This is a genomic window from Niveispirillum sp. FG148 (assembly GCF_057809655.1).
In genome coordinates this window covers 63,805-90,252 of the sequence record NZ_JBMDKJ010000023.1, presented here as the reverse complement: position 1 = coordinate 90,252, position 26,448 = coordinate 63,805, and the positions used below count along the sequence as shown (strand labels likewise).

At 63.0% G+C, this 26,448-nt stretch carries 28 protein-coding genes; 4 read left to right on the top strand and 24 right to left on the bottom strand.

The window, feature by feature from the left end:
- Positions 1-2: 2 nt before the first annotated feature.
- Positions 3-875, bottom strand: a complete 873-nt coding sequence (locus ACODTW_RS20785) for an SDR family oxidoreductase (protein WP_488947991.1) — start codon at positions 873-875, stop codon at positions 3-5.
- 124 nt (positions 876-999) lie between these two features.
- Here ACODTW_RS20785 and ACODTW_RS20780 point away from each other — a divergent pair, with 124 nt between their 5' ends.
- Positions 1,000-1,419 (top strand): winged helix-turn-helix transcriptional regulator, encoded by a 420-nt coding sequence (locus ACODTW_RS20780; RefSeq protein WP_488947990.1) that lies wholly within the window; start codon positions 1,000-1,002, stop codon positions 1,417-1,419.
- Positions 1,420-1,755: 336 nt separating this feature from the next.
- Here ACODTW_RS20780 and ACODTW_RS20775 read toward each other — a convergent pair whose 3' ends face one another.
- The 4 genes from ACODTW_RS20775 to ACODTW_RS20760 form a co-directional block, all read right to left on the bottom strand.
- On the bottom strand, positions 1,756-2,151 hold the full coding sequence (locus ACODTW_RS20775) for a hypothetical protein (RefSeq protein ID WP_488947989.1): 396 nt from the start codon (positions 2,149-2,151) through the stop codon (positions 1,756-1,758).
- A 198-nt stretch (positions 2,152-2,349) separates the two neighbouring features.
- A complete protein-coding gene (gene proS, locus ACODTW_RS20770; protein ID WP_488947988.1) occupies positions 2,350-3,663 on the bottom strand; it encodes a proline--tRNA ligase in 1,314 nt (437 codons plus the stop codon).
- A 119-nt stretch (positions 3,664-3,782) separates the two neighbouring features.
- Positions 3,783-4,694, bottom strand: coding sequence for an endonuclease/exonuclease/phosphatase family protein (locus ACODTW_RS20765; RefSeq protein WP_488947987.1), 912 nt, complete (start codon positions 4,692-4,694; stop codon positions 3,783-3,785).
- An 84-nt stretch (positions 4,695-4,778) separates the two neighbouring features.
- Positions 4,779-5,324: a hypothetical protein gene (locus ACODTW_RS20760; RefSeq protein WP_488947986.1), complete on the bottom strand. Its 546-nt coding sequence runs from the start codon at positions 5,322-5,324 to the stop codon at positions 4,779-4,781.
- Between the two features lie 214 nt (positions 5,325-5,538).
- Here ACODTW_RS20760 and ACODTW_RS20755 point away from each other — a divergent pair, with 214 nt between their 5' ends.
- The gene (locus ACODTW_RS20755; RefSeq protein ID WP_488947985.1) at positions 5,539-5,751 is read left to right on the top strand and encodes an antitoxin MazE family protein; all 213 of its coding nucleotides are present in this window, start codon (positions 5,539-5,541) and stop codon (positions 5,749-5,751) included.
- Between the two features lie 162 nt (positions 5,752-5,913).
- Here the strand turns inward: ACODTW_RS20755 and ACODTW_RS20750 are convergent, their stop codons facing one another.
- The 3 genes from ACODTW_RS20750 to ACODTW_RS20740 are packed head-to-tail and all read right to left on the bottom strand — an operon-like array spanning position 5,914 to position 8,486.
- A complete protein-coding gene (locus tag ACODTW_RS20750) occupies positions 5,914-6,345 on the bottom strand; it encodes a DUF805 domain-containing protein (protein ID WP_488947984.1) in 432 nt (143 codons plus the stop codon).
- A gap of 10 nt (positions 6,346-6,355) precedes the next feature.
- Entirely contained in the window at positions 6,356-8,071 is a 1,716-nt protein-coding gene (ade, locus tag ACODTW_RS20745) for an adenine deaminase (protein ID WP_488947983.1), read from the bottom strand.
- 19 nt (positions 8,072-8,090) lie between these two features.
- Entirely contained in the window at positions 8,091-8,486 is a 396-nt protein-coding gene (locus tag ACODTW_RS20740) for a hypothetical protein (protein ID WP_488947982.1), read from the bottom strand.
- An 81-nt stretch (positions 8,487-8,567) separates the two neighbouring features.
- On the opposite strand from ACODTW_RS20740, the gene ACODTW_RS20735 reads away from it, so the two are divergent.
- Positions 8,568-9,863 carry an NCS2 family permease gene (locus tag ACODTW_RS20735; protein ID WP_488947981.1) on the top strand — a complete coding sequence of 432 codons (1,296 nt, stop codon included), beginning with the start codon at positions 8,568-8,570 and terminating at the stop codon, positions 9,861-9,863.
- A gap of 643 nt (positions 9,864-10,506) precedes the next feature.
- On the opposite strand, the gene ACODTW_RS20730 is transcribed toward ACODTW_RS20735, so the two are convergent.
- From ACODTW_RS20730 to ACODTW_RS20690, 9 genes are all read right to left on the bottom strand, one after another.
- Complete coding sequence (locus tag ACODTW_RS20730; RefSeq protein WP_488947980.1) at positions 10,507-11,076, bottom strand: DNA-3-methyladenine glycosylase I; 570 nt, start codon at positions 11,074-11,076, stop codon at positions 10,507-10,509.
- A gap of 136 nt (positions 11,077-11,212) precedes the next feature.
- Positions 11,213-11,680, bottom strand: a complete 468-nt coding sequence (locus tag ACODTW_RS20725; protein ID WP_488947979.1) for a RidA family protein — start codon at positions 11,678-11,680, stop codon at positions 11,213-11,215.
- A gap of 72 nt (positions 11,681-11,752) precedes the next feature.
- Positions 11,753-13,405 carry an ArnT family glycosyltransferase gene (locus ACODTW_RS20720; protein ID WP_488947978.1) on the bottom strand — a complete coding sequence of 551 codons (1,653 nt, stop codon included), beginning with the start codon at positions 13,403-13,405 and terminating at the stop codon, positions 11,753-11,755.
- Positions 13,402-13,722 carry a lipid-A-disaccharide synthase N-terminal domain-containing protein gene (locus tag ACODTW_RS20715; protein WP_488947977.1) on the bottom strand — a complete coding sequence of 107 codons (321 nt, stop codon included), beginning with the start codon at positions 13,720-13,722 and terminating at the stop codon, positions 13,402-13,404. Before ACODTW_RS20715 ends, ACODTW_RS20720 begins: the two co-directional genes overlap by 4 nt.
- Positions 13,719-14,441: a glycosyltransferase family 2 protein gene (locus ACODTW_RS20710; RefSeq protein WP_488947976.1), complete on the bottom strand. Its 723-nt coding sequence runs from the start codon at positions 14,439-14,441 to the stop codon at positions 13,719-13,721. Before ACODTW_RS20710 ends, ACODTW_RS20715 begins: the two co-directional genes overlap by 4 nt.
- A gap of 102 nt (positions 14,442-14,543) precedes the next feature.
- Positions 14,544-15,173 (bottom strand): bifunctional nicotinamidase/pyrazinamidase, encoded by a 630-nt coding sequence (gene pncA, locus ACODTW_RS20705; RefSeq protein WP_488947975.1) that lies wholly within the window; start codon positions 15,171-15,173, stop codon positions 14,544-14,546.
- Positions 15,174-15,192: 19 nt separating this feature from the next.
- Positions 15,193-15,672 (bottom strand): nucleoside deaminase, encoded by a 480-nt coding sequence (locus tag ACODTW_RS20700; protein WP_488947974.1) that lies wholly within the window; start codon positions 15,670-15,672, stop codon positions 15,193-15,195.
- A gap of 81 nt (positions 15,673-15,753) precedes the next feature.
- Entirely contained in the window at positions 15,754-15,906 is a 153-nt protein-coding gene (locus tag ACODTW_RS20695) for a DUF3309 family protein (RefSeq protein WP_488947973.1), read from the bottom strand.
- Between the two features lie 162 nt (positions 15,907-16,068).
- Positions 16,069-17,838: a hypothetical protein gene (locus ACODTW_RS20690; RefSeq protein WP_488947972.1), complete on the bottom strand. Its 1,770-nt coding sequence runs from the start codon at positions 17,836-17,838 to the stop codon at positions 16,069-16,071.
- A 365-nt stretch (positions 17,839-18,203) separates the two neighbouring features.
- Between ACODTW_RS20690 and ACODTW_RS20685 the strand changes: the two genes are divergently transcribed.
- On the top strand, positions 18,204-19,778 hold the full coding sequence (locus ACODTW_RS20685) for a PI-PLC domain-containing protein (RefSeq protein ID WP_488947971.1): 1,575 nt from the start codon (positions 18,204-18,206) through the stop codon (positions 19,776-19,778).
- Positions 19,779-19,962: 184 nt separating this feature from the next.
- On the opposite strand, the gene era is transcribed toward ACODTW_RS20685, so the two are convergent.
- Genes era through ACODTW_RS20650 form a run of 7 tightly spaced genes read right to left on the bottom strand, consistent with a single transcriptional unit; the run spans position 19,963 to position 26,446 of the window.
- Positions 19,963-20,934 (bottom strand): GTPase Era, encoded by a 972-nt coding sequence (gene era, locus ACODTW_RS20680; protein WP_488947970.1) that lies wholly within the window; start codon positions 20,932-20,934, stop codon positions 19,963-19,965.
- Positions 20,931-21,620, bottom strand: coding sequence for a ribonuclease III (gene rnc / locus ACODTW_RS20675; RefSeq protein ID WP_488947969.1), 690 nt, complete (start codon positions 21,618-21,620; stop codon positions 20,931-20,933). Before rnc ends, era begins: the two co-directional genes overlap by 4 nt.
- Positions 21,617-22,477, bottom strand: a complete 861-nt coding sequence (gene lepB / locus ACODTW_RS20670; protein ID WP_488947968.1) for a signal peptidase I — start codon at positions 22,475-22,477, stop codon at positions 21,617-21,619. The genes rnc and lepB overlap by 4 nt, the downstream gene beginning before the upstream one ends.
- A gap of 4 nt (positions 22,478-22,481) precedes the next feature.
- A complete protein-coding gene (acpS, locus tag ACODTW_RS20665; RefSeq protein WP_488947967.1) occupies positions 22,482-22,904 on the bottom strand; it encodes a holo-ACP synthase in 423 nt (140 codons plus the stop codon).
- Complete coding sequence (locus tag ACODTW_RS20660; protein ID WP_488947966.1) at positions 22,901-23,650, bottom strand: pyridoxine 5'-phosphate synthase; 750 nt, start codon at positions 23,648-23,650, stop codon at positions 22,901-22,903. The genes acpS and ACODTW_RS20660 overlap by 4 nt, the downstream gene beginning before the upstream one ends.
- Positions 23,647-24,198: a DUF2062 domain-containing protein gene (locus tag ACODTW_RS20655; RefSeq protein WP_488947965.1), complete on the bottom strand. Its 552-nt coding sequence runs from the start codon at positions 24,196-24,198 to the stop codon at positions 23,647-23,649. The genes ACODTW_RS20660 and ACODTW_RS20655 overlap by 4 nt, the downstream gene beginning before the upstream one ends.
- Before the next feature lie 40 nt (positions 24,199-24,238).
- Positions 24,239-26,446: a RelA/SpoT family protein gene (locus ACODTW_RS20650; protein ID WP_488947964.1), complete on the bottom strand. Its 2,208-nt coding sequence runs from the start codon at positions 26,444-26,446 to the stop codon at positions 24,239-24,241.
- Positions 26,447-26,448: the final 2 nt, after the last annotated feature.

Here is a 26,448-nt window from a genome sequence, read left to right as displayed (position 1 = left end):
GTTTAGCCTGCCAGCGCATCCGCGATGACCGTGGACAGCAGAGTGGTTGGCCGGCCCAGCAGCGTCGACAGCGCCTTGCCCTCATCGAACAGCGCGCCCTTGGCCGCCGCCGCGTCGGAATTGGCCAGCAGATCGGCCAGCGGCGCCGGCAGCCCAGCCGCCAGCAAGGCACCGCGATAATCGGCCTCCGGCATGTCGACATAGGGGATGGTCCGCCCCGTCTGCCGCGACAGTTCGGCCGCGAATTCCGTCAGGCTGTAGGACGCATCCCCCGCCAGCTCATAAACCACCCGTGCCGGTGCCGCATCGTCCAGCAGAGCAATGGCGGCCGCTTCGGCATAATCGGCGCGGGCCGCACTACTGATCCGCCCGCCCCCCGCGCTGCCAATCAGGGCGCCATGTTGCAGGGCCGGTGGGATGGAGGCGGTGTAATTCTCCGTATACCAGCCATTGCGCAGCAGCGTATGGGCAAGGCCGCTGTCGGCGATCAGCGCTTCTGTCTGCCGGTGATCCTCCGCCAGACCCAGGGCGGAGACATCGGCATGCAGCACGCTGGTATAGAGGATGCGCGCCACACCAGCCTTCTTCGCGGCCTCGATGACATTGCGGTGCTGCGGCACCCGCGCGCCGATGGCGTTGGAGGAGATCAGCAGCACCCGCTCCGCCCCCGTCAGCGCCGTGGCCAAGCTCGCCGGCTGGTCATAATCACCCTGACGCAGGCTGACGCCCACCGGGAACAGTCCGGCGGCGCGGGCCGGATCACGCACAATGGCGACAATGCTGTCCGGGCGGACACGACGCGCCAGTTCCGCCACGACCAGACGGCCCAATTGACCGGCGGCACCGGTGACGAAGAAACGGGGTTGGGTGGACATGGACTCTCTCCGGTCTCTATGGAATAGTAGGTCTCAGGAAGAGACCTGATAAAGCCCATATTGAGGCTTCATCCAAATCCCGCAAGACGGCACTTTCCCGTCACCAGGTAACAGGAAGGATACCATGATGGACGATGCCTGCGCCGCCATGGGGGCGAAGATCGCGGAGTGGCGGAGCCTGGGCCTGGACCCCACCCGCTGCCCCGTGCGCGACCTGCTGGACCGGATCGGCGACCGCTGGTCCATCCTGCTGCTGACCATGCTGGCGGCGGGTCCGTTGCGCTTCAACGCGCTGGCCCGCGGCGTGCCCGACATTTCCAAGCGCATGCTGTCGCAGACGCTGCGCCATCTGGAAGCCGACGGTCTGATCGACCGCAAAGTGGAACCGACCGTCCCCCCCCGCGTCACCTATTCCCAGACCCCCCTGGGCCAAAGCCTGATGGGCCCCATGCTGGCCCTGATCACCTGGGCCGAAGCCAACCACACCGCCGTCCAGGCCGCCCGCCAGCGGATGGCGGAAAGCCAGGAGGCGGTAGGGTGGTAGACCTTAGAGCCCGTCCGGAAAGTTTCATGTTGTTTCAATGCCTTACACGAATCGACTTTCCGCAGTACCGTCACCCCGGCGAAGGCCGGGGTCCAGAATCACAGGCGCCTTGCTCTACGAACCTGGCCCCCGGCCTTCGCCGGGGTGACGGAGAGGATACGGTAAGATATTGATAATAAATAGAAACTTTCTAGACAGACTCTTAAGCCGCATGCTGCCTTGTCCTGAACACAGCGGATATGCTTGTCGGGACGGCGCATGTTCGATGCGCTACACGGTGAGATGATCCGATTGCCTCCCGCCTAGTATCAGAACTTTGTTAGCAATATGACTTTTTCAGCCCACAGGCCGTTTAAAAATAAACCCAGATGTAGTTTCTTCGATGCTGCCAGCGCCGTATTCCGCAAGGGCGCCCCTTATCGCCACAGTCGGCGCAGTGCCGATCACGAGAAGCTGCAGCCAAGCCGGGTGGTGCTGGTCCACTGTATCCAAGATATAGAGGAGGGCGTCTTCCGCTGTCTTTGCTCCTGCTGCATCGAAATAGGTGGCCTGATCTGAATAGGTGGCCTGATCTGAGGCAGGGCTACTATCCCACAGGGCCTGGACTGCCATGCGATTCGCGAGACTGCTCCAGGCCCAGATAGGTTGTGCCTTAGCCAATTCCGTGAGTTTCTCCCCCAAATTTGGGTCGAGTACGACGGCCACTTTACCATTTGCGGGCGGCATGTGCATGTCCAACCATCTCCGTTCGGCAAGGTCGTACTTTGTATGGGAAGTCAATGCGGCTCAATAGATTGCATCACTGGACCCTATACCAGTGCCCCCTATCTCTCACCATAAATTGGGAGATTGAAAAAGCCGAAACCAAATAGAAAAAGGGGCAGCCCGATTGGACCGCCCCCTTGATCAGCTCGAAACCGACTGAGTATCTTACGCCACGACCTTCGCCAGCGCCTCTTCCAGCTTCAGTTCCAGCTTTTCGCCCGTGGCGCGGCGCTTCAGTTCCACGGTGCCGGCCTTCAGGCCGCGGGGGCCGATGGTCAGCTGCCAGGGAATGCCGATCAGGTCCATGTCGGCGAACTTGGCACCCGGCCGCTCGTTGCGGTCGTCATAGATCACCTCGACGCCTGCCGCCTGCAGCTTGGCATACAGGTCATCGCAGGTGCTGCGGCAGGTCTCGTCATCGGCCTTCAAGTTGATCAGCGCCACCTTGAACGGGGCCACCTGGTCCGGCCAGATGATGCCGGCATCGTCATGGCTGGCCTCGATCAGGGCGGCGACGACGCGGGACACGCCGATGCCGTAGCTGCCCATCTCCACCGTCACCGGCTGCCCGTCCGGCCCCGTCACCACGGCCCCCATGGGGGCGGAATACTTGGTGCCGAAATAGAAGATGTGGCCGACCTCGATGCCGCGCGCGGTTTCCAGCTCCTCGGCCGGGACCGGGCAATTGGCGGCGTCGTGCATTTCTTCGGTGGCGGCATAGACGGAGGTGTACTTGGCGAAGAAATCCTTCAGGTCGCCATTGGCGTCCGGATTATCGGCTAGCACATCCAGTTCCAGCCACTTCTTGTCGCAGAAGACCTGGCTTTCGCCCGTTTCGGCCAGGATGATGAATTCATGGCTCAGGTCGCCGCCGATGGGGCCGGTATCGGCACGCATCGGGATGGCCTTGATGCCCATGCGGGCGAAGGTGCGCAGATAGGCCAAGAACATCCGGCGGTACGACAGACGCGCGCCCTCGGCATCCAGATCGAAGGAGTAATTGTCCTTCATCAGGAATTCGCGGCCGCGCATGACGCCGAAGCGGGGGCGCACCTCGTCCCGGAACTTCCACTGGATATGGTACAGGTTCCTGGGCAGGTCCTTGTAGGACTTCACGAAGGTCTTGAAGATGTCGGTGATCATCTCCTCATTCGTGGGGCCGAACAGCATTTCGCGGTCATGGCGGTCGGTGATGCGCAGCATCTCCTTGCCATAGGCCTCGTACCGGCCCGACTGCTTCCACAGGTCGGCCGACTGGATGGTCGGCATCAGCAGTTCCTGCGCCCCGGCACGGTCCTGCTCCTCGCGCACGATCTGCGACACCTTCTGCAGAACCTTCCAGCCCAGCGGCAGCCAGGCATAGATGCCGGCCGAGGTCTGGCGGATCATGCCGGCGCGCAGCATCAGGCGATGGCTGACGATCTGCGCCTCGGACGGCGTTTCCTTCAGCGTGGGCAGGAAATAGCTGGACATGCGCATGGGTGGGAACTCGCAAAGCCGGTTGGTTATCGGGTCCCGGACTTTATGGGCTGGCGGGACCGGGGGCAAGCGGTCAAGCTGCCCCCCACCCTTGCGCGCCGGCCAACCGGCCCCGCCCCTCAGCCCTGACCGACCGACAGTTCCACCAGCAGCGGATCATGGTCCGACAGCGGCTCCGGCCCCCGCGCCGTGCTGCGTATGAAATCCTCGATCGGCACGGTGGCGGCCATGGCCCGGCAGTCGCGGGTATAAACATAGTCCAGCCGCTGCCGCGCCCGCGCCTGGAAATCCTTGTCGGAGAATTTGGCGATCAGCGTGTTGGCGATGGTTGCGTCATAGGTAAAGCCGGGCTGCTGCCGCGTATCGCCATGCACGGTCCGGAACAGGTCCGCCATGCCCAGCCCCGACAGATCCCTGTTCACCTGACGATATTCCTGCGTCGGGCTGCCGTCGCCCGCCTCACCGATCACGTTGAAATCACCCATCAGCAGGCAAGGCCCCTCGGCCTGGCGCAGTTCATCGATGATCTGGCGGAAATTGTCGGCGCGCGCGGCACGGGCCGCGGCATCCTCATCCGCCTGCGTGTGGGTCAGAACCACGCGAAGATGGGTTCCACCGATCGCCACCGTCGCCACGATGAAGCCCTTGGACGCCATCTTGTCGGAACCCGACAGCGTCCGGAACGCCACGAACCGGGCGTGGCTCAACGGGTGGCGGCTGATCAGCAGCAGACCGGAACCCTGTGCCGATTTACCGCCATCGCTGGCTGCATATGGGTGGGACGACCGCAGACCGCCGGTAAAGGCGACGGCATGGCCACTGTCCCAGACTTCGGTCAGGCCGATAATGTCCGGCGCCAGCCGGTGCAGGCGGGTCTGGATGTCGTGGCGCCGCCCGTCATCGTCAAACACCACCAGATCAGCCTTGCCGCCAAATATGTTCTTGACCCCGCTGAGGAAGCTTCCCGCCGAACCTCCCAGGGACGTGCCAAAAAGATGCGTATTGTAGGTCAGAACGCTGATCGTCGTCATCGCCGCCCCCATTGACATGGTACGAAGTCCATCAAGGAAACGGGGTGACCGCGACATCGTCCGGCCACCCCGCCTGCCGGCCGATCAGGCCTTGCGATGCTCTTCGCTGATGGTCAGCGACGCCAGGTTACCGGGCGTGGCGATGAAGTTCAGCGTGATCTTCACCTTGCCCTCATCCGTGTCCGCGTCGAAGCTGTGCGACATGGTGGCGGAGCCGGTGCCCAGATGCTCATAGGCATCCTTGGCGGAACCGCTGGCGACCACAGCGATCTTGTACCCGCCCCAGGCGGGGTTCGAGGCGCCCAGTGCGAATTCGAAATCGCTGCCGCCGGGCAGCTTGACCTTGAACACGCCACCGGCGGACGCACCCGTGGCAAAGCTGCTGTCCTTGTTGCAGATGGAGAACTGGCCCTGCTCGGCAGCAGAGATGCTGCTGGGCGCTTCCCAGAAACGGCCGCTGTCGAAATATTCCTTGCCCGTCCACTGGATCTCGAACTGGGTCTTGTTGTTGATGGTGACGGTGGTGTTGCGGAACTTGCTCTTCAGTTCCGACGGCGGATCGATCATCGTCCAGGCCTTCTCACCGACGATCTTCGCAATTTCAAGTGCAGCCTTGGCCTTCGCGCTCATCTTCTTCACTCCTGCTCTGTTCCATTGTCGTTCGCCTGATAACCACACCAAGCGATGACGAAATGACTATCAGGGCAGGCGCGTCTGGTTCTATGCCCCCAAGTGCGTATATGTGTGTGACCTGCATATAACAGCAATCATTGGGTGCGGTTTGGAGGCCCCTGCCGGGACACCAGACCCGGCATATGTTGCATGTAACAAGAAGGATTAAGCGATGAGCAGGTCCAGCACATCCCGCGTCCAGAAGCACCACGCAACGTTGCGCGCCGCTGGCCTGCGCCCCATCCAGATCTGTGTGCCGGACACCCGCCGGCCCGGCTTTGCCGAGGAATGCCGCCGGCAATCGCTGTCCCTGCGCGATGATCCGCAGGAAAAAGAAGTGGCGGATTGGCTGGAACAGGTCGGTGATACAGAGGGTTGGGAATAAAGGGCTCTGATGTCGCCATCGTCACGCCCTTGGCGACTTTGGCACACCCGCTCGGCCCGGTCGTCCAGGGGCGACCAGATCACCGGATCATGGTGGACAATGCGTAGACCATCCAGCAGGAGAATATCGAGCGGCACTGTATGATCAAATGGTTGCGGGCAGTCAGGCTGTGGCATCCGGCAGGGTCTTTGTCCCCTCGGATGGTGCATTATCCAGAGCATCAAGATCGGTCGGGGCTGGCTGTTTGCTTTCGGCGAACATCAGCACCAGAGGGACGAACAGTCCCAGAAGCGGAATGCCCACAAGAATGGCCAGTTTCCGTGAAAGGCCCGCGTCGTTGCATCGAAAAATAGTGCAACGGGTCGTGTAGATCACAAAAACCACGCTGATCACGATTCCGATGGCTTCACCAAAAGGGGCATTGGAGACGAACGCGCGCAGAAACATGCCTAGAAGCAATGCCGAAGCAAATCTGCCGGCGAACGCACCCCTCTGCAGTGTGGTAGTCGATTTCGTCGTGTAGACCGTAAGTGTAGAGATCGCCATTGAAACGGTAAACAATGAGACCACAACTAAAATTACAATCGGCTCCATAGTCATCTCCTCACGCCGCCACCAGTTCAAACCGGTCCACATCCACCAGCCCCATATCGGTGATCTTCAGATGCGGGATCACCGGCAGGGGCAGGAAGGCCAGTTGCAGGAACGGCTCCGCTAGAGGGCAACCCAGCGCCTTCACCGAGGCGCGCAGGGCCTCCAGTTCATGCTCCACCGCCTCGAACGGCTTCAGGCTCATCAACCCGGCCACGGGCAGGGCCAGTTCGCCGACCACGGCGCCATCCTTCACGGCCACGAACCCGCCGCCGATCTCGATCAGGCGGTTGATGGCGACCACCATGTCGGCATCGCTGGCGCCGACGGCGCAGATATTGTGGCTGTCATGGCCGACCGAACTGGCCAGGGCACCGGAGCGGATGCCGAAGCCCTTCACGAAGCCCTTGCCGATATTGCGGGTGAAGCCGTGGCGCTCGACCACCACGATCTTCAGGATGTCATTGTCCGGGTCGGCATGGCGGCGGCCATTGCGATAGGGCACCGTCGCCTGCAACGCCTCAGTAATGATCTTGTTGGGCAGCACGCCGATCACGGGCGTGCCGGGGCCGGCGGCCGGGATGGCCAGATCCTCCGCAACGATCCGCGCCCGCTTGATGGAGTTCAGGCCCACGGGCGGCGGCGACCGGCGGCCGGCGAAGCTGTCCGCCGTCACCGGCTTGCCGGCGCGGATCACCTGGGACACCGTGCACTGCGCCAGATCGTCCAGCAGCACGATATCGGCCAGATAGCCCGGCGCCACCAGCCCCCGATCCTTCAACCCGAAGCCGCGCGCGGCCGACCAGGTGGCCGTGCGGTAGACGGCGGCGATGTCCGCCCCATGGGCGATGGCGCGGCGGATCAGATGGTCCAGATGCCCTTCCTCCGCGATATCCAGCGGGTTGCGGTCGTCGGTGCAGAAAGCCAGGAAGGGGCTGGTGACGGGGTCGATCAGGCCTGACAGAGCGTCCACATCCTTGGACACCGACCCGTCGCGGATCAGCACCTGCATGCCCTTGGCGATCTTCTCCCGCGCTTCGGCCTGCGACGTGCATTCATGGCAATTGCGGATGCCACAGGAAAGGTAGGCGTTCAGTTCCTTGCCCGTGACCAGGGGCGAATGCCCGTCAATATGGGCGCCATAGAACTCGGCCAGCTTGTCCAGCGTCTCCTCATCCTTCCACAGCACGCCGGGGAAGTTCATGAACTCGGCGAGGCCAATGACCTTGGGATGGTGGCGATGCCGGGCCAGATCGTCGGCCGACAGGCGCGCCCCCGCCGTTTCCAGATGCGTGGCCGGCACGCAGGAAGATAGCTGCACCCGCAAATCCAGCGCCGTCGTCCCGGCACTGTCCAGGAAGTACTGAAGCCCCGTCTCCCCCAGCACATTGCAGATCTCATGCGGGTCGCAGATGGCCGTGGTCGTGCCGCGCGGCAGGACGCAGCGGTCGAACTCCGACGGGGCGACCAGCGTGCTTTCACAATGCACATGGGTATCGATGAAGCCCGGCACGGCGAACCGGCCCTTGCCGTCAATCTCCGCCACCCCGTCATAACGGTCATAGGTACCGACGATGGTATCGCCGCAGATGGCGATGTCGGTTTCATCGATGGACCCGGTGGCGACATTCAGCAGCCGGACATTCTTGATCACCAGATCGGCGCGGTTGCGCCCCATGGCCTGATCGATCCGCTGTTTCAGGATGGCTTTGGCGGCGGCGCGGTCCATGGGGATACCTCAATCAATGCTAATGCGGGGTCTTGGCACAGAGCGCGATCAGGTCCGCTTCAGCTGCCGACTGGATGGGCTTGCCGTTGAACAGGACCTGACTGCCCTGGACCGTTACGGTACCGATCTGGGCCTCCCCCCGGTAGAGGTTATTTGTGGCGATGCCAAAGCGGCGGGCGATATCGGCCGTGATCTCGATATCGATGCTTTTCGGCAGCTCGATCCCGTAACTGTCGGGCAGATCGGCCGGGGCCACGGCCTTTCCATGCACATCCACGCCGGGCTTGTATTCCACATCGGCGCTGGGCTGATAGCGCGTCAGATAGCGACAGGCGGCGGGATCGACGCGGATGGTGGGCGGGTCGCCCGCCCCTTGCGCAGCGGCCGGGCCCGCCGCACCTGCGAAAAGCCCCATCAACCCTATGGCCCTCAAGGCTTTTCCAAGGAATACTGGCATTCCTTCCCCCTCCCTTTCGCCGCAAAGGGCGCCATACGCATGCTGACATCCTACTTCAAGCTGAACGAACTGGGCAGTGATGTCCGGACGGAGCTGCTGGCCGGCTTCACCACCTTCCTGACCATGGCTTACATCATCTTCGTTAATCCGCAGATATTGTCGGCGGCGGGGATGGACCATGGCGCCGTGTTCGTGGCTACCTGTGTGGCCGCCGCCATCGGCTCGGCCATCATGGGGCTTTACGCCAATTATCCCATCGCCCAGGCGCCGGGCATGGGGCTGAACGCCTATTTCGCGTTCACCGTGGTGGGGCAGATGGGCTATTCCTGGCAAGTGGCGCTGGGGGCCGTGTTCCTGTCGGGCGTGCTGTTCATCATCCTGTCGGTGCTGCCCGTGCGCGAGGCAGTGGTGAATGCCATCCCGCGCAGCCTGAAGATGGCGATCTCCGCCGGCATCGGCCTGTTCCTGGCCATCATCGCCCTGGAAAATGCCGGGCTGATCCGGGCCCACCCGGTGACGCTGGTCACCATTGGCGATCTGACCCAGCCCCCGGCACAGCTGGCAGCCCTGGGCTTCGTGCTGATCTGTGCGCTGGCGGCGCGACGGGTGACGGGATCGGTCATCATCACCATTCTGGCCATCGCCGCCCTCGGCATGGCGACGGGCGTGTCGCCGTTCAGCGGACAGATCTTCTCCCTGCCGCCCGACCCCAGCCCCACCTTCATGGCCATGGATGTGAAGGGGGCGTTCAGCGTCGGGCTGATCACCGTCGTCTTCGCCTTCTTCTTCGTCGACCTGTTCGACACGGCCGGCACCCTGATCGGGGTGTCGCACCGGGCCGGGCTGCTGGACAAGGATGGCAAGCTGCCGCGGCTGAAGCGGGCCCTGTTCGCCGATGCCGCCGCGACGACCGTCGGCGCGGCGCTGGGCACCTCCACCGTCACCTCCTATATCGAAAGTGCGGCCGGCACCAATGTCGGCGGGCGCAGCGGGCTGACGGCCGTCACCGTGGCCCTGCTGTTCCTGGCCTGCCTGTTCCTGGCGCCCCTGGCCGCCAACATCCCCGCCTATGCCACGGCCCCCGCCCTGCTCTACATCGCCTGCCTGATGGCGCGCGGCCTGACGGAGATGGATTGGGAGGATGTGACCGAATATGCGCCCGGCATGATGGCGGCCATCGCCATGCCGCTGACCTATTCCATCGCGCATGGCATCGCCATCGGCTTCATCACCTATGCCGGGATCAAGGTCCTGGCCGGGCGCTGGCGCGATGCCGGTCCGGTCGTGCTGGTGCTGGCCGGCCTGTTCCTGCTGAAATTTATTCTGCTGGCCTGACGATCGACAGGGGTGATTCGGCCCGATTCCGGCAAAGGGGCGCGCCCATATCGGGCCGCCCCTTTTTCATGTGTCATCGTTCAGCCTATCGATTATGCATGCCGAAATATGACAACGATAGCAGTGGGTGACATATGGGCAATTGCCTATTTTATAGGCCCACATACCCCTGACGTAAACGGGAGCTGCCAAATTGAGGCCGCAGGAATTCCACCACCTCATGATATACGTTTTAAATCAAATACTTACCTTGATATCCGCTGGCGCCAGAACCATACAGACGGAAAATGAATACGTCTGGATGCATGCATTCGTGGCAATGCAGCCACAGTGACCGCTACCTTTTTGGGCGGAGTGACAGGACGATGAATTTTGATGGTGACGGGTTTCGCGGGCCCTGCTTATACTCCGCCCCACAAAAGAAAAGACCGCGCCAGCAAGGCAGCGCGGCCTGAGTTTAGGGAGGAATCGCCACCAGGCGGTGTCAAAACAGGGATCCAACCCCGTTCGACAAGATAAGTTTTTTACTTTCTGAATATGAAGGCAAGCCGATTTTATCGGCTTGCCTTTTTATTTGGTCGATTTTTGTGTTTTTGCCCAAATCGCGGGCAAATGCTGCATTCACGAACAAGCGTATGCCACTTCAGAAGGCAGCGTATACCGTACACCCTTCGGCGACGGCCCGCTGCCAGGGCAAATCGTGATTCGACCAGCGCCGCATCGCCGGGCAATCCGACCGGTGGGCGCCCGGCAGATAGCCGATGCTCATCAGGAACTCGCCGACGATTTCGCCGCCCGTGAAACGGAAATTCTTGGCGAACAGCTTCACCCAATCGGCCTTGGACCGCGGGTGATGCGCCGCGATCCAGGCATGGAACGATCCGTGGCTGGTGCGCAGGCGCTGAATGACCTGGGCATTATGGATGGCGGCATTCACCTTCAGCCGGTTGCGGATGATGCCGGGATCGGCCAGCAGCCTGTCCACATCCTCCGGCCCGAACGCCGCCACCTTGTCGACGGAAAAGCCGGCATAGGCGGCGCGGAACCCTTCCCGCTTCTTCAGCATGGTCAGCCAGGACAGGCCCGCCTGGTTGATTTCCAGGATCAGCCGCTCGAACAGTTCGTCATCCCCGGTCAGGGGCACGCCATATTCATGGTCGTGATAGGGGCCGTGCCATTCATGCCCCGGCGCTATATCGCAATAACCCGACACGCCTGCCATTCCTTCCTGTCGTCGATCGCGGGCAGTCAGCATAGGGCATCGCGCAACGCCTGTCGCCGGGAATGTTCATGATTTGTTCAAAAATACACCGCCCCGGCCAGGACCGGCCGGGGCGGATGCAGACGGATCAGACCACTTCCAGAATGGCCTCGATCTCGACCGCAACGCCGAACGGCAGCGATGCGGCCGACACGGCGGAGCGGGCATGCTTGCCGGCATCGCCGAACACCTCGGCCATCAGTTCGGACGCGCCATTGATGACCTTGGGCTGGTCGTTGAAATCGCCGGTGGAATTGACGAAGCCCACCAGCTTGACCACGCGCACGACCCGGTCCAGGTCGCCTTCCAGCGCCAGCTTGGCCTGGGCGATGATGTTCAGCGCGCAGGTGCGGGCCGCCTCGCGCCCTTCCTCGATGGAGTAATTGTCGCCCAGCTTGCCGACATGGCGCAGCTCGCCATTCCACATCGGCACCTGGCCGGAGATGAAAAGCTGGTTGCCCGTGCGCACGGCCGGGACGTACGCGGCCAGCGGCACGGCGGCCTTGGGCAGTTCGATATTCAGTTCAGCCAGACGCGCGTCAATGCGACCTGCCATGACATCCTCCATCCAGGGGCTAAGGTGGCCCTTGATAGCAGGCAGCCCCCCGTCCGGGGAAGACGGGCATTGTCAGGGTGACGGTGTCGCCACATAAAGATGCAGCACCGTCTTCTTGCCACGCGGATAGTTGAAGCCCGACAGTTCGGCCACCTGACGCACGGCAAAGCCTGCCGCCGCCAGCCGGGCCTTGAACGCCTCCTCCTCCCGGCCCACGGCCAGCAGGCCGATGGAACAGGCGGGATCGGCCAGCATTTCACCTGCCACCATCTCCCCGCCGCCCAGACGGGTGGCCGTGCCGACCAGGAAGACCATGCTGGGCTCGTTATAGCCGCCGGCGGCCAGGATGCTGGCGGGGCACGGCTTGTAGGTGTCGAAGGCTTGGCGAACCTGCGGGCTGATCCACATGGGCGTCAAGTTGGGCAGGACCATGCCGAAAATGGCGACATAGGCTGCCAGCGTCCCCAGCAGCGCCGCCCGCCCCCAGCGATCCACCTCGCCGCGCCTTTCCAGCATCAGCAGGAAACCGGCAACGGCCAGGATGAAAACGCCGCCAACCACGGCAATGGGCACAATGCCGCCCGTCAGCTGCACGGGGAAGCCCACCACGATCCCCGCAAACGCTACAGAGACCAGCAGCGACAGGATGATGGCGGCCCAGCGCCAGCCGGCCGACCGCCCCTCGCCCGTGCGCCAGCGCGCGTCGGCCGCGGCCAGGGCCAGCAGGGCCAGCCCGGGCAGCACCGGCAGGGTGTAGTGCGGCAGCTTGGTCACCACGATCTCGTGGATGACCCAGGTGGGGATGATCCAGGCCAGACAGAAGCGCACAGCGGGTGCATGGCGATGGCGCCAGATCCACGGCAGCGCCAGCAGCACCAGCGGCGCCCAGGGCCAGAAGCTGAGCCAGAAGGTGGCCAGGAAATAGCCCGGCGGCCCGGCATGGTTCTCCTGCCCCGTCCCCGCCTTGCCCAGGAATTCATGCCCGATGGCATAGCTGAAAAAGGCGCCCTTGGTGGCAATAGCGATGGCAATCAGCCAGGGCAGCACGATCACCAGCATCAGCGGCAACCCGATCCCTGGCCGCAGCCGCCGCATCCAGCGCGCATCCCGGTCCATGATCCACAGCGCCAGCAGCGCCGTGCCCACGACCATCAGGATGACGCCCTTGACCAGAATGCCCACGCCCAGCGCCGCCCAGAACAACAGCGCCGTGCCGGTTGACAGGGCCCGGTCGGGCCGCAGATAGGCCCGTGCCAGCACGCCCATGCAGGCCATGACGCAGGCGAACTGCATGGCGTCGGTCTTGGCCATGCGCGCTTCCACGCCCAGGATGACGCAGGTCGCCATCATCAGCCCGGCCGCCAGCCCGACACCCGGCCCGAACAGCGCCAGCCCGACCCAGGCCGTCAGCAGCACGCCAGCCACAGCCCCGACCAGCGATGGCAGCCGGTACAGCGCAATAGGCCCGTTATCAGCCCCACCCGTCAGCACATGCACCGTGGCCGCCTGCATCCAGTAGATGCCGACCGGCTTCTTGTGCCGGGCTTCGTCCTGGAACCGGATATCGACATAATCGTCCGTTTCCAGCATCTGCCGGCTGGCCTGGACATAGCGGCTTTCGTCACGGTCGAACGGCGGGATGCTGATGAAACCGGGCAGGAAGGCCATCAGGGCGACGATGGCCAGCAGGGCCCAATGCTTCCAGACCAGCCGCGCGTCGTTCATGCCGCCCCCGCCGCCGCCCGCTTCTCCCGCCGGATCAGATGCAGGTTGCGGGTATAGATGATCAGCGCCGGCAACTGCCCGGCAATGATGACCAGTTCATGCTTCAGAAAACCATAGACGGTCAGCAGCAGGCCGCCGCCCAGGCTGAACCACCAGAAGGCGACGGGCATGACGGAGCGCTTGGCCCGTTCCGAACTGATCCACTGCACGACAAAGCGCATCATGAACATGGTCTGGGCGGCCATGCCGAACAGCACCAGCCATTCCTGCCCGTCGACGGCGGCATGCCACCAGGCTTCCAACTGGGTCCAGATCATGGGGCCTTCACCTCGGTCACGGCGTGGGCCCGCTTCTGTCGGCGCAGCAGCCACATGACACCGAACAGGTCGAACACGCCGACGGCTGCGCGGTGCAGATTGGTATATTTGGACTGGCCCGTCAGGCGCGGCCGGTCATTGATGGGGCAATTGGCATAGGCCAGCCCCCGGCCCTTCACCAGCGCCGGCATGAACCGGTGCAGGCAGTCGATGCCCGGCAGGTCCAGGAACAGGTCGCGGCGGATCAGCTTCAGCCCGCTGCCCGTGTCGGGGCAATCATCGCGCAGCATGGCGCGGCGCAACCGGTTGGCAACGCGCGACGCCAGACGCTTGGACAGCGTATCGCGCCGGGCCCGGCGGGCACCATTGACCAGGGCCAGGGCCGGTTTGTCCTGGACCATGGCCAGCATGGCAGGGATGTCGGCCGGGTCATTCTGCCCGTCGCCATCGATCATGACCATCCATTGGCCCAGGGCCGCCCGCGCACCGGAGATCAGCGCCGCTGCCTTGCCAGCGCAGTCCTCATGCCGGATCAGGCGCAAGGTCGGATATTCGGCCAGCCGTGCGCGCACCCGCTCGGCGCTGGCATCGCGTGAGGCATCGTCGACGACGATCACCTCGAACGGCGGGCCGGCGGCCAGGGCGGCATAAATCTCCGCCAGCAACGGCAGGATATTGTCCTGTTCGTCATGAACAGGGATGATCACCGAAAGGTACACGCAGCCTCCCTTACGTGCGGCGCACGCTGGCCGCGGGATAATCCGAATATGATACGAAGGAAAGTGACGCTTTCATGCAGCGGCCGTGCGTCGCAAGCAGGATCACAGGTTTTCCCTGACATCCACCCCGGCAGCCGTCAGCCGCGCCAGGGCGGCTTCCAGCGATCCGTGCAGGTCGATGGCCCGGCTGGCGCCCGTCAGCAGCACCGACGCGAAGCCCAGCCGCGCCGCATCCTGCGCCGAATAGGCGACACAATAATCGGTCGCCAGACCGGCGAAGAACAGCCGCGTGAAGCCCCGCTCCCGGCAATAGCCGCCCAGGCCCGTGGGTGTTTCCCGGTCGTTCTCGAAAAAGGCTGAATAGCTGTCGATGCCGGGGCGGAAGCCCTTGCGCACCACCAGGGCCGCCATGGGCACATCCAGGCCGGGATGGAAATCCGCACCCTTGGTGCCCTGCACACAATGCACCGGCCACAGGGTCTGTGCCCCATAATCCAGATCGATGGTCTGGAACGGCGCCGTTCCCGGGTGGCTGTCGGCAAAGCTGGAATGGCCGGGCGGATGCCAGTCCTGGGTCAGCACGACACCGGCCCCGGCCGCATGGAACCGGCGGGCCAGATGGTTGGCCACGGGCACGACGGCATCGCCATCGGCCACGGCCAGGGCGCCGCCGGGACAGAAATCATTCTGGATATCAACCAGCACCAGCAGATCGGTTGCCGACAGCAGCATGATCCCCCGCCCGCCTGCCTCAATAGGGAACGCGGTCCGCCTTCCCGCGCCAGGCCTCGAACACGGCCAGGGCCTCGGGATGGGGACGGTGTTCGCAGGGAATGATACGCTGGTCGGCCGGCAGCGCCACCTGTTCATAGATCAGGGCGTCGTCGAAACCGATATCGGCCGCCTGGAACCGGTCATTGGCAAAGACGATGCGGTCCACCCGCGCCCACAGGGCAGAGGACAGGCACATCGGGCAGGGCTCGCAGCTGGCATAGAGCACGGCCCCGCGCAGGTCGAACCGGCCCAGATTGCGGCAGGCGTCGCGGATGGCGACCACTTCGGCGTGGGCGGTGGGATCGTTGGTGGAGGTGACCTGGTTGCAGCCCTGGCCCACCACGACCCCGTCCATCACGATGACGGAGCCGAACGGACCACCCTGGCCCGCTTCCATCCCCTGTCGGGACAGGGCGGCAGCCAGGGCCAGGAACGGCTGGTCTTGATCATGCGACATGGAAGGAAACCCCTGGGGTCGTGCAGTCCGTCCCTCAAGGGATAGCGTCACCGCCCACCCCCTGTCACGGGGATATTCGCCTCACAGCCGGCCCATCAGCATCAGGATCAGCAGGATGATCAGCACGGTGCCGAGCAGACCTGTCGGCGCATAGCCCCAGCCGCGGCTGTACGGCCAGGCGGGCAAGGCGCCGATCAGAATGATGATCAGGATGACAAGGAGAATGGTGGTCATGGCAAGCACCCATCTTCTGTTGTTGTTCCTCCAGCCTTCTCAACACGCGGGAAACAGGATCGGGCGCGGGCCCAGCGGGATTACCCCATGCAGGGTACGTCGTTGGGGCGGGCGGGCAGCGATGGCGATCGCCGCCATGCCATCAGGCCAGGAACATCCTCCTCAAGCATTCAACTCGCTCTGGCATCTCGGCTTCACCGTCGTTTCGTTGATGTAGAACAGGACGATGATGAAGAAGATCGCGGGTATGATGCCGCCCGTGACCAATCCCAGTATCGCCTCAACGATGATGAAGATGACGGCCAGCACCAGCGCCGCCAGAATGGCGCAATATAGACAGCAATTGCCGCACAGGCGGGGAAGAAGGGCGAAGCCGGCGACCATGCCGGCAAAGGCGCCAATGGCGGTCAGTACCCCCCCAAGGGGGCTGAAGAAATAGGCCAGAACCAGGGGCATACCTGTGGCTGCCGTGGCCATGATGGCCAGCATCGCCCCCAATCCCAGCGCCAGCGTCAGCATCAGCAATTTGCACCCGACCGCCCGCCAGAACGACGCCCCGACCTTGCCCAGATAATCCTGACAGTTCCGGCACATCACGCATTTGATCGGGGGTGGATCACCGCCACCGCCGCCAGTGGCGCAGTCTCCGGTGGTGCATTTCTGCACATCCAGCGTGACGCTGGCCGTCTGTGGGCAGCCGCCGGGGGCGGTCACGCTCAATGTCGCCGTGTGCGAACCGCCATTCGTGAAATAATGGTAGAAGGTGAAGCTCTGGTGACCGCTGCCGCCGGCACCGAACTGCACATTGGCGCCGTCGCCGAACGACAGGTTGAATTGCGTGCCCGCGGCCCCCTGTCCGCATCCCGCATCTGTTGTCGCATCGACATAGAAGACATATTTGCGCGCGCAGGTTCCGTTGCCATCCTTCTGGCAGCCAAGATCGGTCGCAGAGAGTTCCAGATTATCCGGGCATTCTGCCGGCGTGTTGCAGGGCGGAACGACGATCGCGACACTGCCATAGGTGCAGGGCGTGGGATGGATGGCGACCAGCGTGGCCAGATAGGGCGATCCCGCCGCGCTCAATTCCAGCGGCACTTGCACGTTCGGGGACGCGGCGGCGGTGGAGAAGGCCACGGAATTCCAGCCGACGATCGTGCCCGCCTGATCCTTGATCTGCCATTGCAGCGTCGCGGGGGCACAGGGCGGCGATGGCGGACTGAAATTGGCGGTCAGCACCACCTGGCGCCCGCAATTGTCGCCGCAATCACCGACCTGGGCCGACAGCGGCCCGACAAGGGCACAGCAGTCCGGCGGTTCACAGGCGTCGAGATGCAGATTGATCGCGGATGCGGGACAGGCGCCATGCAGGCTGTCTTCAATGCGCACCAGATAGTCCGTCGCCACCGCGGATGGATAAATCACGCTCTCCTGGAACGAGAATGATCCAGGCGTGGTATAGACGTGCGACGCGCTGAAACTGTTATTATGTCCAAAATCGATGGCCAGAACATAGGGCAGGCATCGCGGGTCGTTCAGCGTGAAGGACACGAGAAAATCCACCTGCCTCCCGCCATTCACGCACGGTCCGATCGTTGGCGTGATGGTGAAATCAACACAGCAATCATCGCCACAGGGCAGCTTGATCTGCTGATCGGCAAAGCAATCCTTGTTCGCCACGCAGGTGACCCGGACACGATAGTCACCACCACAGGGCAGCGGCCGCCCCGCCGGCGCCGTCAGGGTCGCCGTCACCGACCCGCCGGCGGTGAAGGCGGTCGTCGACAACAGCGGCGTGGCCGCCCCCACCGCGAAGATCTCGATGGAAACCTCGTCACAGCCGGAAACCGAAGCGGTCACGGTAACGGCCTGAAATCCGCCGTTCTGCGAGGCACCGACGCCCGCGAATGACGTAATTGCAATGTCGCAGGTCATGGCGCCCTCCGGGCATCATTCACCGGATGACTATCTCGCTCAGATAGACTCCGGTTATATCCGACACTGCGCCTGCTTCCGAATTTCTACAAGCCAGATCCGATAGGCCACCCTCAACAGATCGACGGGGCGGCAGCCGGCCTGCACGCGAGGCCGACTTTCAGCGCAAGGGCACTTGTGTTGAGCGCGGAAACCCGGGCACTCGACCCCTCCAACGACATATAGCTCATGATATGTTCAATCATGAAAGACACGCACCGCACCAGATATCGAGACGCCGGATGGCGGGGGATAAGTCACCCCTTGACGATTAGACCAACCAATGTGCTTCTGTACAGAATGACAATGATATTGGAGGATGCTCAATGACTACCGGCGCCTATATCATGATCAAGAACTGGACCGGCAAGCCCGTCACCGTAACAGTTACCGGAATTGCCAACTTTTCTGATACCGCATCACCATCTCAACTCAGTAAGAACATAATGCCGGGCGGCACGACCGGCCAAATCTACGTTGAAACGACGACAACGCCGGCGAAATTTAGCGCGACGATAGAGTATGCGGATGGCAGCGCAATAGTCGGCCAGATAGGAATCTCCGCTGAAAATTTTTATTCACTCGACAGCAACTCTGCGCCCGGCAATCTCGTGGTGACATTCTTCAATAATTTTACATGGGGCACCATCAATTTAGACCCAGTCATACAGGCGTATTTCGGGATCTCGATATTGGAGGCACCATTCAGCTGGGAAAATTGGATGACGACAACGCCAGGACTTGAGAAATTGATGCTCAAGCAGATATGCGTCCCGGGTAGTCATGATTCCGGCGCAAATGTTCTACAATTCATTTCTCAGGATTCAGGGATTGAAGGGATAGGTGGCGCCCTCTTAGCTGACTCCACGATTTTAACACAGAGCATGCCCGTTGGCGGTACCGACATCCCATCACAATTACTATTTGGGTGCCGCTTTTTTGATATTCGGCCAGGTGGAACGCTGCCGAGCAAAGATCTATTTTCGAATCCCCTATTTCACGTTCACAGTCCCGATGAACAAACAGTCATTGCCTGCGCCAGCTATGACGCGATCATATCTGATATCGCGACATACGCAGCATCTCACCCAAGAGAGATCATATTTTTAAGTCTGTCCCATTTCACTTCGACTAATAATTTCACATTTGCTGATAGAGATACAATGGAATCTATGATTAGAGAAAATAATAATGGAATGATTGTGAACGCATACCCAGAAGAGATTGCGGAAAATTCGTTCAGTTTCATCAATCCATTCACGAAGATGACGGAAACGCTGCCATGGATGCCGGCCTGCAAGTTTCTAGCACTTGCGACGGCATACGAAATATTAGAGAATGTTATGCTCCCCAATAATGTCTCTCCGTCCACGACGCTAGCCGACATCTGGACCAATTATCCTGGGAGAAATGTCGTGGTCTTCGTCGACACTTCAGACGACGTGGTCATCGGCGATGGTAAGGAGGATCTTAAAATCCCAACCCAAGACAGCAAACCGGCAGGACAGGACTTATTCTGGCAGGGCAGCCAAAACTCAATTTCCGGCTTCGGCAATTACGCCAATACGAACAACACCGAACAATTAGTCAACTGGATCAGCGACAACATCCCCACTGCAGGGAATTCTTTCAATCTTCTGCAGACTCAGCTAACGGCGCAAAGCACCGATATATTAAAAACGATCCTGCTGCCCCACGGGCAGTATGACAATCGGAAGGCTGCAACTTTCTCTAACATGGCCGCCCAAATTCTGCTTAACCCACTAGTGTCGCCGCAAAGCAAGACAGCTGAAAATTTCGTGCAGAACGTCAACTTTTTCATCTGCGATAATTTCGACGGTAGCACGGTGAATCTGGCGCTCGCCGCCAATCTGTCGCGCATCGCACAAGCCGGAATTTAGTGCCATGACCGACGCTATCACGCCGGAGTACCGGCGTGATGGGTTGGCCCTGCGGCCGCTAATGGACAAGGAGATATTTTAAGGCGCGATGAACCCTATACGGTCGAAGTGGGGGCTTCGGCGGACGCCTTGTCTATTGTCCCCCCGGTAGCAAGCCGGGATGACGGTAAGACAAACGCCCCCCTCACGCGTTGAAGTCCAGCCCCCAGGCGTCGTACTGTTCCTTATCCTCGGTCCAGTTCTCGCGCAGTTTCACGAACAGAACCAGATGCACGGGGCGGCCCAGGAATTCCTGCATCTCCACGCGGGCGGCGGTGCTGATCTGTTTGATGCGCGCCCCGCCCTTGCCCAGGATGATGGCCTTCTGGCTGTCGCGCTGCACATAGATCACCTGGGCGATGCGGACGGAGCCGTTTTCGAACTCCTCCCACGTCTCCGTCTCCACGCTGGTGGCGTAGGGCACTTCCTGGTGCAGTTGCAGGAACAGCTTCTCGCGCGTGATTTCCGCGGCCAGCAGCCGTTCCGGCATGTCCGACAGCTGGTCGGGCGGGTACAGCCACGGCCCTTCCGGCAACCCGGCCGCGAAGAATTTCAGCAGGCCTTCCAGACCGTCGCCGGTCAGGGCGGAGACCATGAAGGTTTCCGTGAACAGGCCGAATTCGGCGAATTCGGCGGCCAGCGCCAGCAGGCGCTCGCGCTTGATCAGGTCGATCTTGTTCAGGACCAGCACGGCCTTGCGCCCGGCCTCGACCAGCCGTTCCACGATGCCGCGCGTGTCATCATCGATGCGGCGCTGGCTGGCGTCGAACAGGACCGCGATCTGGTCGGCATCTGTGGCGCCCTGCCAGGCAGCGGCCACCATGGCGCGTTCCAGCCGCTTTTTGGGCGTGAAGATGCCGGGCGTGTCCACATAGAGGATCTGGCTGTCATCGACCATGCCGATGCCGAGCACGCGCGAGCGCGTGGTCTGCACCTTGGGGCTGACGATGGAGATCTTGGACCCGACCAGCGCATTCAGCAGGGTCGACTTGCCGGCATTGGGCGCGCCCACCAGCGCCACGAAGCCGCAGCGCGGATGGGTGGGTGCGGGCCGTGCCGGGGCATCGCCACTGGTGTCCTGGCCCGACAGGAAGCGGGCAACGATATCGTCGGTCATCTGGTCCTGATCTGCGAAAGCAACATGTCGGCGGCAGCCTTTTCCGCCGCCCGTTTGGAAGGTCCGCTGGCGGTCACGGGGGCATGGCCCTCCACCTCCACGGAGATTTGGAAGACGGGGGCATGGTCCGGGCCGCTGCGGCCGATATCCTTATAGAGCGGCAATTTCAGCCCGCGCGCCAGCGCCCATTCCTGAAGGCCGGTCTTCGGGTCCTGCGGGGGTGCGGCCTTGGCCCCTTCCAGGGCGCCGTCCCAATGCTTGCGGATAAACGCAGCCGCCGCCGGCAGGCCGGCATCCAGGTACAAGGCACCGATCACCGCCTCGCACGCATCGGCCAGGATGGCGGGCTTCACCTCCCCCCCCTGTTCGCCCGGTGCCAGGCGCAGATATTGGCCCAACCCGATGCGCCCGGCCACGACGACCAGCGCCTCGGCCCGGACCAGGGCCGTCAGGCGGCGGGCCAGCGCGCCCTCCTGCTCCTTGGGGAACCGTTCCAGCAGCCATTCGGCCACGATCAGGCCCAGCACCCGGTCGCCCAGAAATTCCAGCCGCTCATAGCCCTTGCCCACGGCCTTGCGGCTGACGCCGCCCACCGACGGGTGGGTCAGCGCCTCCGTCAGCAGGGCCGGATTGGCGAAGCGGTGGCCCAGGATGTCCTGCAAGCCTTCGATCCCGGCTTCCATCATTCAACCCTTTCCCAGAAACGGTCGGTGCGGACGGAATGTCCCCAGCGCCAGAAGCGCCACAGGCTCTCGCCTTCCTTCACCGACAGGAAGATATAGGTGGCACGGCCGACCAGGTTCTCCACCGGAATGAAGCCCACGGCCTCGGGCACGCGGCTATCCTGCGAATTGTCACGGCTGTCGCCCATGCCGAAGACATAGCCGGGCGGCACCGTGAAGACGGGGGTATTGTCCAGCATGCCCTTGTCGCCCGCCATTTCGACCACGGGATATTGCCGGCCGCCGGGCAGGGTTTCGATATATTGCGGGGCGGTGAAGGCGCCGCCGAACGCCTCCTCGATGACATAATCGGGCATGCGCAGGCGGCCCGCCATCTCCCCATTCACATAAAGCGCGCCGCCAATCATCTGCAGCCGGTCACAGGGCAGGCCGACAATGCGCTTGATGTAGTCGACCGACGTATCCTTGGGCAGCTTGAACACGGCCACGTCACCGCGGGCGGGCAGCCCGCCGAACAGCCGTCCCGGGGCCGCCGTGCAATCCGTCGTCACCGGGGCCGCCTTGCCCCCGAAGCGCAGGAAGCTGGGCAGCGAATAGCGGCTATAGCCATAGGCGCCCTTGTTCACGAACAGGTAATCGCCGACCAGCAGCGTGGGCACCATCGACCCGCTGGGGATGTTGAACGCCTCCACCGCCAGGGTGCGGAAGCCGATGATGACAAAGGCGACGATGGCGATGACGCGCAGCATCTCCCCCCAGCCGCCATGGATATGGTGGGGTACCGTCTCCACCAGCGGCGGCAGCGGCTCTTCCTCACGCAGGCGCGGCGGCGGGCGGCGGCGATGCTGCAACGGGTCCATGGGCCTACCCCCGCGCCGCGGTTGCGGGGATGGCGGAGATGACGACAAAGGCCTGGGCAAAGGGCGGCTCGTCCGTCAGTGACAGGTCGATGCGCGCCTGCATGCCGGGCGGCAGCATCTCCCGCAACCGATCGGCCGCCCCGCCGGAAAGGGCCAGGGTCGGCCGCCCGCGCCCGTCGGACACGACCTCGATATCCTTGAAATGCACGCCTTCAGCATATCCGGTGCCCAGCGCCTTGCTCGCCGCCTCCTTGGCGGCGAAGCGCTTGGCATAGGATGCGGCGCGCGATGCGGGCGTGCCCGCCCCATCGGCGCGGGCGCGCTCGGCGGCTGTGAAGACACGGGCGGCGAACCTTTCCCCGAACCGGTCCAGGCTGGCCTGGATCCGGCGGATATCGATCAGGTCGCTGCCGATGCCCAGGATCATGCGGCCCCCGCGCGGCGGCCTTCATTCATGCGGGACCGCATCTCGGCGATGGTGGCCGGCAGGCCGATGAACATGGCCTCCCCCATCATGAAATGGCCGATATTCAGCTCAACGATGGACTGGATGGCGGCCACCGGCCCGACATTGTCGAAGGTCAGGCCGTGGCCGGCATGGCATTCCAGGCCGATGGAGGCGGCATGCGCGGCACCGGCCACCAGCCGGGCCAGCTCTGCCTCCCGCGCGGCACCGGTGGCGGCATCGGCATAGGCGCCGGTATGCAGTTCCACCACCGGCGCGCCCAGTTCGCGGGCCATGTCCAACTGGTCCAGATCTGCACCGATGAAGATGGACACGCGGATGCCGGCATCGGACAGGCGGTCGATATAGGGCTTCAGATGGGCACGGTTGCCGATGACATCCAGCCCGCCCTCCGTCGTCCGCTCCTCCCGCTTTTCCGGCACCAGACAGACGGCATGCGGCCGGTGGCGCAGGGCGATGGCCAGCATCTCCTGCGTCGCCGCCATCTCCAGGTTCAGCGGCTTGTGCAGTTCGGCCATCAGCCGGTCGATATCCTCGTCCCTTATGTGGCGGCGATCCTCGCGCAGATGCGCGGTGATGCCATCGGCCCCGGCATGGACGGCCAGCAAGGCGGCACGCACCGGGCAGGGATTGTCCCCGCCGCGCGCATTGCGCACGGTGGCGACATGGTCGATGTTCACACCCAGGCGCAGCGGCTTGGCACTCATCGCAGTTCCTCTTCGCGCAGACGGTGGCTGGCCCTTCGCCGCTCCCGCCGTCTTTCCTGATAAAACTGGATCACGGGCTTGGCAATCGCATAGGCGACGGCGCCGGCACCCACCCCCATCAACGCGCCGCCGGCCAGCATCGGGGCAAAGACCTGCCAGGGATGATCCAGCAGGAAGGCCAGCGTCAGCCGCGCCTGATCCTCATGCCCCGGTGCCATGCCCAGCAGCTGGCAGCCCAGCCGGTAACTGGCATACCAGATGGCGGGAATGGTCCAGGGATTGGCGGTGATGGTGCCGACCATGGCACCCATGACGCTGGCCCGGGACAGCCAGGCCATCAGGAAGGCGATGGGGAAATGCAGGCCCAGCAGCGGCGTCATGGCCACGGCCACGCCACAGGCCATGCCCAGGGCGATGGCATGCGGCGTGCCCTGGATGCGCACAACCCGATAGGCGATGTAGCGGCCGGACCGCGTCAGCCCCATGCTGGGCCAAAGCAGCTGCCGTAATCGCGCCGCCGGTGTCAACGGTTCCCGCCGCCTGAACATGATCGGTCCTGGTTCCTTCCCGGCCCCCCTGGGGGCGCCGTCAACGGCCGCGTTCGACCGACTGGATCACGGGCGTGGCCCTCAGCGCCGCCATGATGTTGGTCAGATGCTTCACGTCCTTGACGTCGACATCGATCAGCATCTCGAAATAATCGGGCGTGCGGTTGGTGATCTTCAGATTGGTGATATTGCCGCCATTCTTGCCGATCACCGTGGACAGCGTGCCCAGCGCCCCCGTCTCGTTGGCGACCACCACGGACAGACGACCCACCAGTTCGTCCGGCGTGTCGGCATCGGGGTCCCAGGATACGTCGATCCAGCGTTCCGGACTGTCGTGGAAGCTCTCCAGCGTCTCGCAATCGATGGTGTGAATGGTCACACCCTTGCCCGTGGTGACGATGCCGACAATGCGGTCGCCCACGATCGGGTGGCAGCAGCGGGCATAATGCACGGCCATGCCGGGGATCAGGCCGCGGATGGCCAGGGGCGTCGTGCCCTTGCGCGCCACCTTGGGCTTGTTGGCGATGGCCACCACCTTCTCGTCCGCCACAACCGGGTTGACGTTGCGGTGGCCGGGGAAGATGGAATTGAAGACGTCGCGGGCCCCCGTCTGACCGGCGCCGATGGCGGCCAGCAGGTCATCGACAGAGGGCTGCTGATAGATCTTCAGGACGCCGTCGACGCCCTTTTCGGAATATTCATAGCCTTCCTGCTTGAACACGCGTTCCAGCAGGCCGCGGCCCAGCTTGATATGCTCGCCGCGCTGCTGCGTGCGGATGAAGCGGCGGATGCGGGCGCGCGCCTTGCCGGTGATGACGAAGTTTTCCCAGTCCGGCGAGGGCGAGGAATTCTTCGAGGTCAGCACCTCCACCTGGTCGCCATTCTGCAAATGGCTGCGCAGCGGCTGCATGCGGCCATTGATCTTGGCACCGACGCAGGTGTCGCCGACCTGGCTGTGGACGGCATAGGCGAAATCCACGGGCGTGGCGCCACGCGGCAGCGCGATCAGGTCGCCCTTGGGCGTGAAGCAGAACACCTGGTCCTGGAACAGTTCCAGCTTGGTATGTTCCAGGAATTCTTCCGGCCGCTGGGCATGTTCCAGGATATCCAGCAGCTCGCGCAGCCAGCGATATTGCCGCCCCTCGGTCTTGGGCTGGGCGGCTTCGGGCGCTCCCTGCTTGTAGGACCAGTGGGCGGCCACGCCCATATCCGCCACCTCATGCATGTCGCGGGTGCGGATCTGCACCTCGATGCGCTGCTTTTCCGGCCCGATGACCGTGGTGTGGATGGACTGGTAACCGTTGGGCTTGGGTGTGGAGATGTAATCCTTGAACCGGCCCGGCACGACGGGATAGCGGGCATGGATGATGCCCAGCGCCTGATAGCATTCGCCCAGCGTGTCGACGACGACGCGGAAGGCCATCACGTCGGACAGCTGCTCGAACGCCACATTCTTGGCGTGCATCTTGCGCCAGATCGAATAGGGCGATTTAAGGCGCCCATAGATCTCGGCATTGGCGACGGCCGAATCGTTGCTGAAGCGGACGGTCTTGTCCAATTCCTCGATGATGCGGTCGACACGGGCCTTGCCCGTGGATTGCAGATCATCCAGGCGGATCTTGATGCTCTCATAGGCATCCGGGTTCAATTCCTTGAACGCCAGATCCTCCAGCTCATCCTTCCAGCGCTGGATACCGATGCGCTCGGCCAGCGGGACATAGATTTCCAGCGTTTCGCGCGCGATGCGGCGGCGCTTTTCGGGCTTCAGGAACTGGATCGTGCCCATATTGTGCAGGCGGTCGGCCAGCTTGACCAGAAGGACGCGGATATCCTCCGACATGGCCAGCACCAGCTTGCGGAAATTCTCCGCCTGCTTGGTGCTTTCGCTCTGCTCGCCGATATTCTGCAACTCGATGCGCGACAGCTTGGTCACGCCATCGACCAGACGCGCCACTTCTGCGCCGAACAGACGCTGGATTTCCTCCAGCGTCGTCAGCGTATCCTCGACCGTGTCGTGCAGCAGCGCCGTGATGATGCTGTTGGCGTCGAGCTTCAGCTCCGTCAACAGCCATGCCACCCAGATCGGGTGGACATAATAGGGATCGCCGCTGGCCCGCGTCTGCGAGCCATGCGCCTTCATCGTGAAGACATAGGCACGGTTGAGCGCGTCCTCATCGGCATTGGGGTCGTACCCCATCACGCGCTCAACCAGCTCGTACTGGCGGATGATCTTGGTCTGGCGGCTCATGC

Excerpts from the sequence above, each read along its gene's own strand:
- ACODTW_RS20785 (WP_488947991.1), bottom strand. The coding sequence starts at position 875 with ATGTCCACCCAACCCCGTTTCTTCGTCACCGGTGCCGCCGGTCAATTG.
- ACODTW_RS20780 (WP_488947990.1), top strand. The coding sequence starts at position 1,000 with ATGATGGACGATGCCTGCGCCGCCATGGGGGCGAAGATCGCGGAGTGG.
- ACODTW_RS20775 (WP_488947989.1), bottom strand. The coding sequence starts at position 2,151 with ATGCACATGCCGCCCGCAAATGGTAAAGTGGCCGTCGTACTCGACCCA.
- proS (WP_488947988.1), bottom strand. The coding sequence starts at position 3,663 with ATGCGCATGTCCAGCTATTTCCTGCCCACGCTGAAGGAAACGCCGTCC.
- ACODTW_RS20765 (WP_488947987.1), bottom strand. The coding sequence starts at position 4,694 with ATGACGACGATCAGCGTTCTGACCTACAATACGCATCTTTTTGGCACG.
- ACODTW_RS20760 (WP_488947986.1), bottom strand. The coding sequence starts at position 5,324 with ATGAGCGCGAAGGCCAAGGCTGCACTTGAAATTGCGAAGATCGTCGGT.
- ACODTW_RS20755 (WP_488947985.1), top strand. The coding sequence starts at position 5,539 with ATGAGCAGGTCCAGCACATCCCGCGTCCAGAAGCACCACGCAACGTTG.
- ACODTW_RS20750 (WP_488947984.1), bottom strand. The coding sequence starts at position 6,345 with ATGGAGCCGATTGTAATTTTAGTTGTGGTCTCATTGTTTACCGTTTCA.
- ade (WP_488947983.1), bottom strand. The coding sequence starts at position 8,071 with ATGGACCGCGCCGCCGCCAAAGCCATCCTGAAACAGCGGATCGATCAG.
- ACODTW_RS20740 (WP_488947982.1), bottom strand. The coding sequence starts at position 8,486 with ATGGGGCTTTTCGCAGGTGCGGCGGGCCCGGCCGCTGCGCAAGGGGCG.
- ACODTW_RS20735 (WP_488947981.1), top strand. The coding sequence starts at position 8,568 with ATGCTGACATCCTACTTCAAGCTGAACGAACTGGGCAGTGATGTCCGG.
- ACODTW_RS20725 (WP_488947979.1), bottom strand. The coding sequence starts at position 11,680 with ATGGCAGGTCGCATTGACGCGCGTCTGGCTGAACTGAATATCGAACTG.
- ACODTW_RS20720 (WP_488947978.1), bottom strand. The coding sequence starts at position 13,405 with ATGAACGACGCGCGGCTGGTCTGGAAGCATTGGGCCCTGCTGGCCATC.
- ACODTW_RS20715 (WP_488947977.1), bottom strand. The coding sequence starts at position 13,722 with ATGATCTGGACCCAGTTGGAAGCCTGGTGGCATGCCGCCGTCGACGGG.
- pncA (WP_488947975.1), bottom strand. The coding sequence starts at position 15,173 with ATGCTGCTGTCGGCAACCGATCTGCTGGTGCTGGTTGATATCCAGAAT.
- ACODTW_RS20700 (WP_488947974.1), bottom strand. The coding sequence starts at position 15,672 with ATGTCGCATGATCAAGACCAGCCGTTCCTGGCCCTGGCTGCCGCCCTG.
- ACODTW_RS20695 (WP_488947973.1), bottom strand. The coding sequence starts at position 15,906 with ATGACCACCATTCTCCTTGTCATCCTGATCATCATTCTGATCGGCGCC.
- ACODTW_RS20690 (WP_488947972.1), bottom strand. The coding sequence starts at position 17,838 with ATGACCTGCGACATTGCAATTACGTCATTCGCGGGCGTCGGTGCCTCG.
- ACODTW_RS20685 (WP_488947971.1), top strand. The coding sequence starts at position 18,204 with ATGACTACCGGCGCCTATATCATGATCAAGAACTGGACCGGCAAGCCC.
- era (WP_488947970.1), bottom strand. The coding sequence starts at position 20,934 with ATGACCGACGATATCGTTGCCCGCTTCCTGTCGGGCCAGGACACCAGT.
- rnc (WP_488947969.1), bottom strand. The coding sequence starts at position 21,620 with ATGATGGAAGCCGGGATCGAAGGCTTGCAGGACATCCTGGGCCACCGC.
- lepB (WP_488947968.1), bottom strand. The coding sequence starts at position 22,477 with ATGGACCCGTTGCAGCATCGCCGCCGCCCGCCGCCGCGCCTGCGTGAG.
- acpS (WP_488947967.1), bottom strand. The coding sequence starts at position 22,904 with ATGATCCTGGGCATCGGCAGCGACCTGATCGATATCCGCCGGATCCAG.
- ACODTW_RS20660 (WP_488947966.1), bottom strand. The coding sequence starts at position 23,650 with ATGAGTGCCAAGCCGCTGCGCCTGGGTGTGAACATCGACCATGTCGCC.
- ACODTW_RS20655 (WP_488947965.1), bottom strand. The coding sequence starts at position 24,198 with ATGTTCAGGCGGCGGGAACCGTTGACACCGGCGGCGCGATTACGGCAG.
- ACODTW_RS20650 (WP_488947964.1), bottom strand. The coding sequence starts at position 26,446 with ATGAGCCGCCAGACCAAGATCATCCGCCAGTACGAGCTGGTTGAGCGC.